This is a genomic window from Aurantimicrobium sp. MWH-Uga1 (assembly GCF_003325955.1).
Classification (GTDB): Bacteria; Actinomycetota; Actinomycetes; order Actinomycetales; family Microbacteriaceae; genus Aurantimicrobium.
This window is the reverse complement of the sequence record NZ_CP030929.1, coordinates 1,225,825-1,238,023: the sequence shown is the minus strand read 5'-3', so window position 1 is coordinate 1,238,023 and position 12,199 is coordinate 1,225,825. Positions and strand designations below refer to the sequence as shown.

Annotated in this window: 12 protein-coding genes and 1 tRNA gene; 8 read left to right on the top strand and 5 right to left on the bottom strand. The window is 44.2% G+C overall.

Annotation, left to right across the window (positions count from 1 at the left end; genetic code table 11):
- Window positions 1-3: 3 nt before the first annotated feature.
- The 3 genes from AURUGA1_RS06105 to argS are packed head-to-tail and all read right to left on the bottom strand — an operon-like array spanning window position 4 to window position 3,989.
- Window positions 4-945, bottom strand: coding sequence for an NAD(P)-dependent oxidoreductase (locus tag AURUGA1_RS06105; RefSeq protein WP_114129304.1), 942 nt, complete (start codon window positions 943-945; stop codon window positions 4-6).
- Window positions 938-2,269 carry a nucleotide sugar dehydrogenase gene (locus AURUGA1_RS06100; RefSeq protein ID WP_114129327.1) on the bottom strand — a complete coding sequence of 444 codons (1,332 nt, stop codon included), beginning with the start codon at window positions 2,267-2,269 and terminating at the stop codon, window positions 938-940. The genes AURUGA1_RS06105 and AURUGA1_RS06100 overlap by 8 nt, the downstream gene beginning before the upstream one ends.
- 55 nt (window positions 2,270-2,324) lie before the next feature.
- Window positions 2,325-3,989 (bottom strand): arginine--tRNA ligase, encoded by a 1,665-nt coding sequence (argS, locus tag AURUGA1_RS06095; RefSeq protein ID WP_114129326.1) that lies wholly within the window; start codon window positions 3,987-3,989, stop codon window positions 2,325-2,327.
- A gap of 90 nt (window positions 3,990-4,079) precedes the next feature.
- Here argS and AURUGA1_RS06090 point away from each other — a divergent pair, with 90 nt between their 5' ends.
- The 5 genes from AURUGA1_RS06090 (at window position 4,080) to AURUGA1_RS06070 (ending at window position 8,033) form a co-directional block, all read left to right on the top strand.
- Entirely contained in the window at window positions 4,080-4,685 is a 606-nt protein-coding gene (locus AURUGA1_RS06090) for a hypothetical protein (RefSeq protein WP_114129325.1), read from the top strand.
- A gap of 36 nt (window positions 4,686-4,721) precedes the next feature.
- Window positions 4,722-4,794 (top strand) — tRNA-Arg (locus AURUGA1_RS06085).
- Window positions 4,795-4,867: 73 nt separating this feature from the next.
- Window positions 4,868-5,773, top strand: coding sequence for an ABC transporter permease (locus AURUGA1_RS06080; protein ID WP_114129324.1), 906 nt, complete (start codon window positions 4,868-4,870; stop codon window positions 5,771-5,773).
- A gap of 3 nt (window positions 5,774-5,776) precedes the next feature.
- Window positions 5,777-6,517 carry an ABC transporter ATP-binding protein gene (locus AURUGA1_RS06075; protein WP_114129323.1) on the top strand — a complete coding sequence of 247 codons (741 nt, stop codon included), beginning with the start codon at window positions 5,777-5,779 and terminating at the stop codon, window positions 6,515-6,517.
- Window positions 6,498-8,033 carry a DUF2142 domain-containing protein gene (locus AURUGA1_RS06070; RefSeq protein ID WP_162784076.1) on the top strand — a complete coding sequence of 512 codons (1,536 nt, stop codon included), beginning with the start codon at window positions 6,498-6,500 and terminating at the stop codon, window positions 8,031-8,033. The genes AURUGA1_RS06075 and AURUGA1_RS06070 overlap by 20 nt, the downstream gene beginning before the upstream one ends.
- A gap of 7 nt (window positions 8,034-8,040) precedes the next feature.
- Here AURUGA1_RS06070 and AURUGA1_RS06065 read toward each other — a convergent pair whose 3' ends face one another.
- Window positions 8,041-9,009, bottom strand: a complete 969-nt coding sequence (locus tag AURUGA1_RS06065; RefSeq protein WP_114129321.1) for a glycosyltransferase — start codon at window positions 9,007-9,009, stop codon at window positions 8,041-8,043.
- On the bottom strand, window positions 9,006-10,178 hold the full coding sequence (locus AURUGA1_RS06060) for a glycosyltransferase family 1 protein (protein ID WP_114129320.1): 1,173 nt from the start codon (window positions 10,176-10,178) through the stop codon (window positions 9,006-9,008). The genes AURUGA1_RS06065 and AURUGA1_RS06060 overlap by 4 nt, the downstream gene beginning before the upstream one ends.
- 25 nt (window positions 10,179-10,203) lie before the next feature.
- Here AURUGA1_RS06060 and AURUGA1_RS06055 point away from each other — a divergent pair, with 25 nt between their 5' ends.
- The 3 genes from AURUGA1_RS06055 to AURUGA1_RS06045 are packed head-to-tail and all read left to right on the top strand — an operon-like array spanning window position 10,204 to window position 12,196.
- Complete coding sequence (locus AURUGA1_RS06055; protein WP_114129319.1) at window positions 10,204-11,094, top strand: glycosyltransferase; 891 nt, start codon at window positions 10,204-10,206, stop codon at window positions 11,092-11,094.
- Between the two features lie 26 nt (window positions 11,095-11,120).
- Entirely contained in the window at window positions 11,121-11,861 is a 741-nt protein-coding gene (locus tag AURUGA1_RS06050; protein ID WP_114129318.1) for a glycosyltransferase family 2 protein, read from the top strand.
- On the top strand, window positions 11,858-12,196 hold the full coding sequence (locus tag AURUGA1_RS06045; protein WP_114129317.1) for a DUF2304 domain-containing protein: 339 nt from the start codon (window positions 11,858-11,860) through the stop codon (window positions 12,194-12,196). Before AURUGA1_RS06050 ends, AURUGA1_RS06045 begins: the two co-directional genes overlap by 4 nt.
- Window positions 12,197-12,199 lie beyond the last annotated feature (3 nt).

The following is a 12,199-nucleotide window of genomic DNA, read 5'->3' as shown; positions in this document are numbered from 1 at the left end:
GTTTTATAGATATGACGGCAGTGTTCGCCTGATGCCCTCGTTTAGGTTCACAAACTTTTCGACATCAACAATTTCTGCAAGCCTGCTGATATTTGGTGCGCGGCGTAGGACACTTCCTACCGGAGCGTCAAAGTTTTTGACTTCTCCGCTCCAACCTGCTTCTTCCATGATGATCTGAGCTAAATCAATCATGTTGATCTCATTAGGTGAACCGATATTGACAACCTCACCGACAGCGTTGTTAGCGACAGCAATAACACTGTCTATAGCGTCATCGATGTAAATGAAGCTTCTGGTGTTATTTGCTCCGTATAGTTCAAAAACACCATTTTTCCCACGTTCGATGAAATCAGGGATGACGTGGTGGATACCCATGTTTGGCCCGTAAGCATTATGGAAACGACCAACAACTGCTGGCGTGCCCAGTTCGACTGCTGCAGCAAAAACTGCTATTTCGCCGTGAAGTTTGGATCCACCATATGACCAGCGAACTTCTTTGGGATCTTGAATTCCCAGAGGAACATCCTCTTTGGTTGGTACTTCCCAACCAAACTTGGTTATGGAACTTGCATATGCTTCGGAAGAACCTGCATAGAAGAAGAACTCCAGTGGGTCACGACCGTAACGTTCTAATAGTGTGATTGTTGGAATAGTTGAATGACGAACTACTTTCCATGGATCGCTGTAAAACTTTTGCGTACCGTTGAGTGCAGCCATATGGTACACACCGTCAACTGAGGGAAGCGTGGAAACAAATTCTTCGTTTGTCAGATCACCACGTAGGACTTCAATTCCGTCTATAGCTTCTAGTTCCACCATTCGTGATTGTGAACCAACTTGCAGTTCAACATCCACCGCAACAACAGAATGTCCCTGCTCTGCAAGTTTTTTTACCAGATAAAAACCTAGAAAACCACCCGAACCTGATACTAAATATTTAGACAAGTGCGTCCTTTACATCGATAATTTTTCGCCCTAGGGGAATGAGGCGATTTCCCATTGAAGTGATCCGTTCGGCATCGAGTTGATTCCACAAATCAACAAACACGCGCCCTGGTTGTTCATTGCGTTCTAGTGCGGAATAAAACTCTTCGCTCGAAAAAAAACGATGATTTGTTTGAATCAACACAACATCGGATTTCAAAGCTTCATCGAGCTCGTCGAAATGAATCCCCATTTTCTGAGCGTCTGTCACAGAAACCAATGGGTCCCAGCCAGCCACATCAGTGACAGAGTATTTCGATTTCATAGCTTGAGCGAAGTCACCAGCTAATGACCCACGTGTGTCAGAAGTTGCTGGCCTGCCCTTAAATGCCAACCCAAGAATCGACACTTTGGGTGTGTGAGAGTTCATATCCGGGAGTAAGGAATTTACAACATGAGAAACAATGAATTCATTAGTTTTACGCCCTTGCATTGCTAGCGGAACCTCAACACCAAGCACATCAGCAGAATTGGAAAGAATGTACGCATCCTTTTCCAAACACGGACCAGCTACTGGCCCAGGTAACGCCACATTCATTCGGTCATAACCGTAATTACATGCACGCACTACGTCGTAAACATCTACACCGGACTGATCCGCAAAGTAGGCAAGTTCATTGGCGAACGCAAAAGAAACGTCGCGGAAAGTGTTACTCGCAAGTTTGGCTAACTCTGCAGCTTCCGCAGAATGCACAGGAACAATCTCAACACCCAAACGTGCAAACAATTCAGACGCCAGCTGTGTGGAATTCTCATCAATTCCACCCACAATTTGAGGCAACGAAGAAAGCTCAGCTAAGGCTTTGCCCTCAATGGTCCTTTCAGGAGCCATCGCGACAGCATATTTTTTCCCGGAATCCTTCAATATTGGTTCAGCGATAGTGCGTGTAGTACCGACACGAACTGTGGAACGCAGAACAGTCAATGCTCCATCAGGCATAACATCAGCAACGGCAGAAACTGCAGATTTCAAGTCCTCTAAATACACACTGCCGTTCTTAACCGGAGTGCCAACAGTAATCACATAAGAATCCGCAACCGGCGTCCCATCCTCCAAGGAAAAAGGCACCAATTTCCCCCGGGAAACAACAGCCTGAATAGCCTCATCAAGACCAAATTCATGGAAAGGAGATTGCCCAGAAGCAATGAGATCAACAACATCCTGACTACGCTCTGAACCTGCAACACGCAGCCCCGCAGAAGCTAAAGCAGTAGCCAAAGTCAAGCCAACATAACCCAAACCAACAACACAGACATCAAACTTATTGTTTGGCAAATTCGTCATTGGCAATCCTCAATACACATAAACAGAAACAATCTACTCTAGAACGTCAGATAATCTACATACGCTCTGGGGCCGAAACACCCAAAAGGCCCAAGCCGTTTCGAAGAACTTGGCCTGTTGCATCATTGAGCCACAGTCGTGTTCTATGTAAATCCGTTACTTCCTCATCAGCCTGAGGAATTACCCGGCACTTGTCATACCAGCGGTGGTAGTACCCAGCTACTTCTTCGATATAGCGGGCAACACGGTGAGGTTCTCTCAATTCTGCTGCTTGAGTAACAATTCTTGGAAACTCTTGAAGCGCGCCAAGCAGCTGGGATTCTGCTTCATGGTTGAGAAGTTCAGGAGCAAAACCATCTTCTCTGCAAACTCCAGATGCTTCTGCATTACGCCCAACAGCACAGGTGCGAGCATGTGCATATTGGACATAAAAGACAGGATTGTCATTGGTCTTTTTTCCGAGGAGATCAAGGTCAATATCTAACTGGGAATCGCTCGAGCTGCGAACAAGTGCATAGCGACCAGCATCTACACCAACCGCTTCGACTAAGTCTTCTAGCGTCACGATGGTTCCAGCACGCTTACTCATGCGCATGGGCTGACCGTCACGAACCAGATTGACCATCTGGCCAATCATGATTTCCAAGTTCACACCTGGTTCGTCACCAAATGCTGCACACATTGCCATCATGCGAGCAACATAACCATGGTGGTCAGCACCCAACATAATGATGTTGCGATCAAAGCCGCGCTCTCGCTTATCAAGGTAGTAAGCAAGATCTCCAGCGATATAGGCGGCTTGACCATCACTCTTGATAATGACGCGATCTTTGTCGTCACCAAATTCTGTGGTGCGCAGCCACGTTGCACCATCTTGTTCAAAGATATGCCCAAGTTTACGAAGACGCTCAACAGCTCGTTCTACAGCTCGGGACTCGTGCAGAGAGTCCTCGTGGAAGTACACATCAAAGTCCACGCCAAACTCGTGCAAGCTGGCTTTGATTTCGCCGAACATGAGTTCAACACCGATAGAACGGAAAACTTCCTGCATTTCTTCACGAGGAAGAACAGTCAGGTCGTTCCCGTATGCTGCAACCACTCGGGAAGCGATGTCATGAATGTATTCACCACCGTAGCCATCCTCGGGAGCTGGTTCTCCAAGGTATGCGGCAATCAAGCTTCGAGAGAATCGGTCAATCTGTGCACCATGATCATTGAAGTAATACTCACGCGTGACTTCACCGCCTACAGCCTCAAGAACACGGGCAAGAGAGTCCCCAACTGCTGCCCAACGAGTCCCACCCATATGTATGGGGCCTGTTGGGTTAGCGGAGACAAACTCAAGATTGAGTTTGACGTCTTTGTAAAGCGAACCCTGGCCGTAACCTGGGCCTTGTTCAACAATTGTCTTGACCAACGCACCAGCAGATGCAGCGCTGAGACGCATATTGATGAAACCAGGACCCGCCACTTCAGCAGATTCAATACCCTGAACATTCAAGAGTTCCTGGGCCAGTATTTCTGCAAGTTCGCGGGGATTGACTCCCCAAGGCTTTGCTAATTTGAGGGAAACGCTAGATGCCCAATCACCGTGTTCACGATTTTTTGGGCGTTCAATAGTCACAAATGAAGCATCAATGCCATCACAATCAAAATCATTTGACTGTGCATACTGCTTAATTCGTTCCAACATTTCAAGTTGTAAATCTTGCGGAGTCATATTCTGACAGTTTAGGGCTTGGGGGATACCAATAAATGACTGTTCGACGCGCCTTCAACAATAAAAGTCTCGCAGGAATAGGTTTGATTTATGGTTATGTCCATAAATCCAAAGTTGGCAGTCTGCGGTTTGTCGGTTGTCATCATTTCATCATTCTTAACTGCTTGTGCAGCCTCTGAAACAGAACCTGTTGCGCCTGTTTCGTCTAAAGTCGCAACGACTCCAACATCTCAAAGTACTTCGCTTCCTGTTGAAGAAGGAATCGTGGGAGTGAACACAGGAATGGACTGTTCCACTCTGATAAGTAACGAGGATCTTTACAATTACAACCCAAGTTATTCTTTAGACCTCAGTTTTTCCCCACAACCCGGTTCATTAGCAAAACTTGCTACAGACTACAAAGGAATTTCCTGTACTTACATCAATCTGTCAAGTGGAGATTCATTCACTATTTCTCTTGCCAAATTTGATTCCGAATCGTTTGACGCGTTTAAGCAAAATCGAGAAGCCGAATCCTCACAAATTTCCTCAGATTCCATTTCAAGTCCCTTTGTTGGTTTGTTTGTTTCGGGATCTAGTGGTGGAACATTAGAGATCCTTGGAAATGGCTACTGGTTGAGCGCAAGTGCCCCTTGGGCGCAAACTCCAGAGGACTTACTCAAGCCGCTTAGTAATGCTCTAACTAAGTTGAACTAATCTCATGAAACTACATTGGCTGATAACCTCAATTAGGCCCTCGTAGCTCAGGGGATAGAGCATTGGTTTCCGGTACCAAAGGTCGGAGGTTCGAATCCTCTCGAGGGCACAGTGTGACTTCAACATAAATCGCACATTATGAAATGATTACTGAAATGAAAACGAGATAGCACGGAGATTCAATGACGGTGAAAGCTCGTGATGAATATATCTCAGGTCTTACTTGGCAAGAAACAGGCATAAGACAAGGTTTTTTTTCGTTTCTTTTGAGCCCATTTCTCGAAGCATATTCGCAAAGGGGCTTGATCTGGTTACTCATTGATAAAGAGCTCCGAGCAAGATACAAAGGTTCAGCCTTAGGTATTGTTTGGAGCCTGGCGAAGCCAATTACTCAATTACTCATTTATTTTGTTGCAATTGGTGAGTTCTTAGGCGCGTCAAGATCGATTCCTGGATTTGCCATCTTTGTGCTAATCGGCCTAACCGCATGGTCTTTTTTCAGCGATGTAGCATCCCAAAGCAGCCAAGCAATTTTGGGTAACGCTGGCATTATCAAAAAAATTCATATTCCCAGGATTATCTTCCCGCTGAGTGTGGTCGGGTCAAGTTTTGTTTATTTTTTCATTCAGTTCTTAGTACTAGGAATTGCAATACTTCTTGTGCAACAACTACCTGAGTTTCCTCAATTTTGGCTCTTGTTCCCTTCGACGGCTATTTTGATTTTGTTCGGGACCGGAACCGCCTATCTGATTTCGTCAATTAATGTGTTCATCCGGGATCTCCAACATTTGGTCGATGTATCTCTTTCAATTTTGTTCTGGCTTTCCCCAATTGTTTACTCGTACAAATTTGTTGTTCAAGCCATACAAAATGATTTTTTATTGAATCTCTACTTGGCAAACCCTGTGACTATTTCGATACTGGGGTTCCAAAGAGCACTTTGGGCTCAAGGCACGAACGATTTATCCAACTTTCCTGAGCACTTGGTTTGGCGACTGTGGATCATGTGCGCTATCGGTGTTGTGTTTGTACTGATTGGCCAGTCTGTATTTCGCAAATTTGAACGAAACTTTGCACAGGAGATTTGATCAGTGGCACACATCGTTGAACTAGAAAATGTCTCAAAAAGATTTGTCATACACAAAGAAAAATCCCTCAAAGAGCGCCTTCTCAATTTTCGCTTGTCACAAAGCCATAAAGAAGATTTTTACGCGCTGAGAGATGTCTCTTTTGATATTTCAGTTGGTGAATCTTTAGGGCTTGTAGGACACAACGGTTCCGGGAAAAGTACCCTGCTCAAGGTCATTGGTGGAATTCTCTATCCCACAACTGGCGTCGTCCGCAGACGAGGAAGGATAGCTGCACTTCTCGAGCTTGGTACAGGTTTTCACCCTGACTTGACCGGTAGACAAAACATTTATCTCAATGGGTCTCTCATGGGTCTTTCTCGATTAGAAATTGAGAAGCACCTTGAATCCATCATTGATTTTTCTGGAATAGAAGAATTTATTGATACCCCTGTTAAGTTTTATTCCTCTGGAATGTACGTGAGACTTGCGTTCAGCGTTGCCGTCCATTCCGACCCAGATCTGCTCATTATTGATGAAGTGCTTGCTGTCGGAGATCAACCATTTCAAGAAAAATGTTTTGAAAGAATGCGAGAGTTCCAAAAACAAGGGAGAACAATCGTCCTTGTTAGTCATTCTTCGGAACAGATCAAGAGTTTTTGTGACAGGGTTGCACTGCTCCATCATGGTGAGCTCAAATTTGTTGGAAAAACTCGCCAGGGTCTCAAAATGCTAGATGAGTTATATGCAGCAGAACAGCGATAAATCCATAGTTCCCCGCACTAATTTTTCTCAAAGGTTTACAACTTTGAGCAAATATAAAGTCTTCGTAGGGATTGTCGGATTATTTCTCGCTCTGGCAGCATGGTCTGTCGCTTCACCAGTGGGCTCAAGTCCTGATGATGATTTTCACCTTGCGAGCATTTGGTGTGGAGACGGCATTCGGAACGGATTATGTGAACCTGGCTCAAGTGAAAACTCAAGAATGGTGCCCTTGGCCCTTGCGCATTCAATCTGTTACGCCTACAACCCAGAATCCAATGCGACCTGCCAAGATAACAATCTTGCGATAAATCCTGAACTGCTTTATGAGACAGAAAGACTCAACACCACGGGGTTATACCCCCCACTCTTTTATGCAACCTTGGGACTTTTGGCTTCAGATCATCTTCAGGTATCTGTAGTCATGATGAGGTTGGTAAATGCAGCCATATTCACAATTCTCTTTTCACTGACATTTATAGTGGTGTCGAGAAAATTTAGGTCTCCGCTCCTTCTGACATACGCCTGTACTTTAGTTCCTCTTGGCTTTTTTCTTATTCCAAGTACTAACCCAAGTTCATGGGCCGTCATCAGCATAGGTATGTTTTTCTTTCTCCTTGCTTCTTTGGCACAAGAAGTGTCCTCAAAACGTGCAATAGCTACAGTTGTACTTTCTGTGATTTGCTTCACTATGTTGGTCGGCTCCCGCGGAGACGGCGCAATATTCGCTGCTATTGCTGTCCTTAGCAGTTTGGTTCTTTATCCGCCATTGAGGAAGTACAGGATTCCTACTTTTGGGCTTTTTGTGTTCTTCTTTACTGCAGCAGTATTCATTTTCCTTTCAACTGGCCAAGCATCGGTTACGACCGAAGGTCTCAGCGATCAAACTGCCTCAGCAACAAAGCATTCAGGCTTCAACCTTTTGTTATTCAACATCCTCAATATGCCCTCCCTGATAACCGGGGTTTTTGGAAGTTGGGGATTGGGATGGTTAGACACCGTGATGCCACCCATGGTTTGGGGAATTGGGCTAATTATTTCTTGCATCGTTATTTTCCAAGGAATGACAACAACAAATAAACGAAAGAATCTGGTCTCTCTAGCTGTTTTGGCTCTGCTATTTGCCATCCCGTTGTATGTCTTACAGAAATCAAATGCAGCGGTGGGTGCCTACGTGCAACCAAGATACATTTACCCACTTGTCATTCTGCTCGTTGCCATTTCTCTTGTCCCACTGACAAAATCAACCGCTTTTTCCATCAATTTCGCACAAAAAATAATCATCTTTTATGGCTTGGCGCTAGCTTTTTGCATCTCCCTTCATCTGAACATGGACAGATATATCAGTGGAATTTCTAACCCATCCTGGGACTTACAAACCGCTGATGGCTGGTGGTGGAATGTCCCAATTTCTGCATTTAGTGTTTGGCTAGTGGGCTCTATTTGTTCGCTGGTTTTTTTCTGGATTGCTGCCTCAGAATTTCAGCGAAATGTGTCTCAACCGGACAAGGTACATTAGCGCAAAATTACGCAGACTGGAGAAAATCTCGAAGCATCTCAACAACAGGCCTAGCACAAAAGTCTCTGTAATTCCCATTTTCTGCCTGTTTCCAAATTTGAGGAAAACGAAACAGTCTCTGCTTTGGATATGACTTTCGACTGATGTTGAACTCAATTGCACGTCGAAGTTTTTCAACGTGATCATTCTTGAAATCTTTATGCTGAGCCAGCATTTCGACTTCACTCAGCCTGTCAATGAGTTGTTCGTACCTTCCTCTTCGCGACGCGAAAAAGAAGGCAAGCAAACCACGTATCGACCTTTTTTGAAGCCCAACAGAATTATCGTCATGCAATCTGTAGCTAATCAACTCATCCTGAACTACAAAATAACCATTTTTTGCGGCGGCAATTATTGCAAGCCATTCATCATGCAGCCAATGCTGTGAAAAAGGAATTGAATCAGAGAGCAACTCACGTCGAATTACAGCGGTTGCACCAGTAACCAAATTCCTTTGGAGCAAAAGATCAAACGCTGCTCCTGAATTAGCTTCATTCTGAAGCAAATGAGAATACTTCAATTTCTCGAAAAGAGTTTGGGCAAGTTTATGTCCATGTTTATCAATTAACTCAGCATCGCCGTGAAGAAGAAGTAATTCTGGATTGTTTTCCAACATAAATACTGATTGAGAAATTCTGTCCTCATGCCATACATCATCTTGGTCGGACAAGAAAATAATGCCACCCTGAGTTGCCTGTAATGTTCGTTCAAAATTAGTAACAATATGTGCAGCACCAGAAGGCGGGAGTATAGATGTCTTTATACCTAATTCTTCGAAATGGACCTTGTACTCTGTCAGCAGAGACAGAGTATTGTCTGTAGATCCATCATCACCGAAGATGATTTCATCTGGCAAAAGTGTCTGTCTCTTGATGCTCTCTAATTGAGCAGTAAGAAACTTCTCACCGTTATATGTGCATAACGCTACTGAAATCATTTTGTCTTTTGAACAAGATTTTTATAAATTTTCGCTGTTTCTTCCGCTACAAAATCCCATGTGAATTCTTTGGCTCTTGCGGGTCCATCGCGTTTTATTCTGTTCATCCAATCAATCGAAGTTGCTTTCTCGACGCTATCAATCAGGGATTGCACATCTCCAGGTTCACAATAAATAGCGAGATCACCGCCAACTTCCCTACTGCAGGATGCATCTGCTAGAACTACAGGCGTTCCACTCGCTAGGGATTCGAGAGTTGGCAGACCAAAGCCCTCATAAACAGATGGGAATACAAAACACTTTGCTCGCCGATAAAACTCTGGCATTTGTTCATCAGAGGGGTTGAAATGAAATACTCGTTCCACGAATGGCGATGTTTGTACCATCTTTCTTTCTTCATCCGAATAGCGTCCGCCTCCAATGACGACAAAACAAAGTTCGGGATCTTTTTTCGCCATTTGCTCGAAAGCCAAAAAAGCAGTTTTGAAGTGCTTGTATCCTCTTCGGACTCCGACAAATAGAAGATATTTTTCTGGCAATTCAGGCATCTCAACCTCAGGATGTGGTGAGAGAAATTGTTCGCCCACTCCAAAAGGAACAACCATAGTTTTGGACCTGAGGTTGTCTCCGTAGAACTTCAACATGTCATTAGTTGTAGATTCTGAAATAGAAATCAGAACATCACATTTTTGAGCAAACTTCTTTTTGGCAAAATGCGGATTTCCTGTCGGAAAATATTCAGGATAAACCTCAGGAATCATGTCATAAATCGTGACGACACTGGGCTTGTGGCCAAGACCTAAATATGCTCCGTTCGTGAAAGTATGGTGAATGACATCAACGGTTTCAATAAGAGGACCTTTGTATCTTGGGTTTCCGGTTAGACGCCACAAATATCCTCGAAGCCTGCTTTTGAGATTTGAGTCTTGTTTAGCTCGAGGCACTAGCCCGGACTCAGCTAAGTGAGAGTTTCGTGTTTCTTCGCAAAGCAAAATTGGTTCAACACCGTACTTTGGGAGCCTCTGAATGATCTCCACAAAATACTTGGAGATACCGCCACGAGATTGAGCTATGAATATTTGGTCGTCAAAACCTACGCGTATCAATTCTTTGGGCTTTCTCTGCGATATCCCTGAAAAGGACTTGTGAATAGTGATGTGAAAGGGCACTTGCCCGTAGCGATAAGTTTAACCTGTGCGTCTTCAAATCTTTATGCCTTTCTACGGTAATCCCGAACACTTCAGGCTGGCAGTAGAAAGCGTAATTGCACAAACAGACCCTGAATGGACGCTAACCATCCTGGATGATTGCTATCCAGATCTGGAACCAGGCAAATGGGTCGTAAGTCTCAATGACTCTCGTATTTCATATATGCGAAACACAACAAATCTTCTTCCCAGCAAGAATTACAACCAAGCAATAGACATCTCGTCTTCTGAGTTCATAATGCTGATGGGATGCGATGATTTACTTTTGCCTAACTTTGTTGAGCGATCCAAACAATTGATTGAAGAAGCATCCCCGAACGTTGCTGTCATTCAACCGCGGGTTGTGGTGATTGATGAAAACGGGCATCAGCACAATGGATTAGCAGACCGAGTGAAGAAAATAATTGGTCCATGGCCTATTTCTGGTCACAGAATGGTTTCAGGAGAACAAGCTCACGTAGGACTACTCAAAGGAAACTGGACGTATTTCCCCTCGATTCTTTGGCGAGTTTCTTCCTTTGGATCCATGAGGTTTCGTACTGACCTCAACATTGTTCAAGACCTGTCAATGATTCTGAACTTGGTCGAATCAAATAAAGCCATTCTGGTCGATAGCGAAATCTCGTTTTGCTACAGGAGGCATAAGCAAAGTCTTTCCGGTGCTACTGGGATAGATGGATCCAAATTTGTTCAAGAGTCAATACTCTTCAGTGAAGCTCAAAACAGAGCATTACAAAGAGGGTGGAAAAAGTCTGCAAGGGCAGCCAAATGGCACTTGCTGTCTAGATTCAACGCACTTGGGGAGTTACCAGGCGCATTGCTAACTCGAAACACCAAAGGGGCTCGAAATCTTCTCAGGCATATATTTATGTCTTAAGCAACAACTGTCAGTACTCTTGTAAAGTGCCGAGAAACACAAAGACCTTAATTATCATTCCTGCTTGGAATGAATCGGCATCAGTTGGCAAAGTTATTGAGAAAATTCTCCAATTACCGCATGAATACGACGTACTTGTAGTTAATGACGGTTCAAGTGACAACACTGAGGAAGTCTCACTTAACGCTGGAGCAAATGTGGCGACATTGCCCTTTAACTTAGGCGTCGGCGGTGCAATGAGAACAGGGTTTGTCTATGCAGTTGAAAACAATTATGAGGCCGCTGTACAGGTTGATGCTGACGGGCAACATGACCCAGTAAACATCCCAGAACTCTTGTCTGCTTTAGAATTCAGCGACATCGTGATTGGGGCTCGATTTGCAGGAAAAGGCGATTACCAAGTTTCTGGCCCAAGGAAATGGGTCATGCAAATTTTGGCTGCAAATATTTCTCGTATCGCGGGAAGTAAACTAACTGATACAACATCAGGATTCAAGGCTTTAGGCCCCCGAGCAATCAAATTGTTCAGCAAAAATTACCCTGCGGAGTATTTGGGCGACACAATTGAAGCACTCGTGGTCGCGGCACAATCAGGGCTCAAGATAAGCCAAATTCCTGTATCAATGCATGCGCGGCAGGCTGGTGTCGCATCCGCAAATCCAGTGAAATCTGCCATTTATTTATTTAGGGCATTAGTAGCGTTACTTTTCGCGATGAGTAGAAAACCTCATCCCATTGTCGATGCATCTGGAGGAGATCAAAGGTGAGTTATGTTTTTGGGATATCCTCCGCTTTACTCGTGATTATTGCCGTTGTTGTTCTTCTTCGAAGGAATTCTTTGAGGGAAAGACACGCAATTTGGTGGATGATCGCCGGATTTCTCGCACTAGTGGCAGGAATTTTCCCGAAGACCCTCGATTGGCTATCTGAACTTTTGGGAATAACTGTTCCCATAAACCTTGTGTTCTTTACAAGCATTGCAATTTTGTTTTTCGTCAGCCTTCAAAACAGTTCAGAACTAACAAAGCTTGAAGAAAAAACAAGAAAACTTGCAGAAAGAATCGCGATTATTGAAATGAAAAAACCGGAACGTAAAGAATAAGTT

What these genes read in the sequence shown, in the direction of transcription:
- argS (WP_114129326.1), bottom strand. Translation starts at nt 3,989, where the DNA reads ATGACTCCGCAAGATTTACAACTTGAAATGTTGGAACGAATTAAGCAG.
- AURUGA1_RS06065 (WP_114129321.1), bottom strand. Translation starts at nt 9,009, where the DNA reads ATGATTTCAGTAGCGTTATGCACATATAACGGTGAGAAGTTTCTTACT.
- AURUGA1_RS06100 (WP_114129327.1), bottom strand. Translation starts at nt 2,269, where the DNA reads ATGACGAATTTGCCAAACAATAAGTTTGATGTCTGTGTTGTTGGTTTG.
- AURUGA1_RS06070 (WP_162784076.1), top strand. Translation starts at nt 6,498, where the DNA reads ATGCAGCAGAACAGCGATAAATCCATAGTTCCCCGCACTAATTTTTCT.
- AURUGA1_RS06080 (WP_114129324.1), top strand. Translation starts at nt 4,868, where the DNA reads ATGACGGTGAAAGCTCGTGATGAATATATCTCAGGTCTTACTTGGCAA.
- AURUGA1_RS06090 (WP_114129325.1), top strand. Translation starts at nt 4,080, where the DNA reads ATGGTTATGTCCATAAATCCAAAGTTGGCAGTCTGCGGTTTGTCGGTT.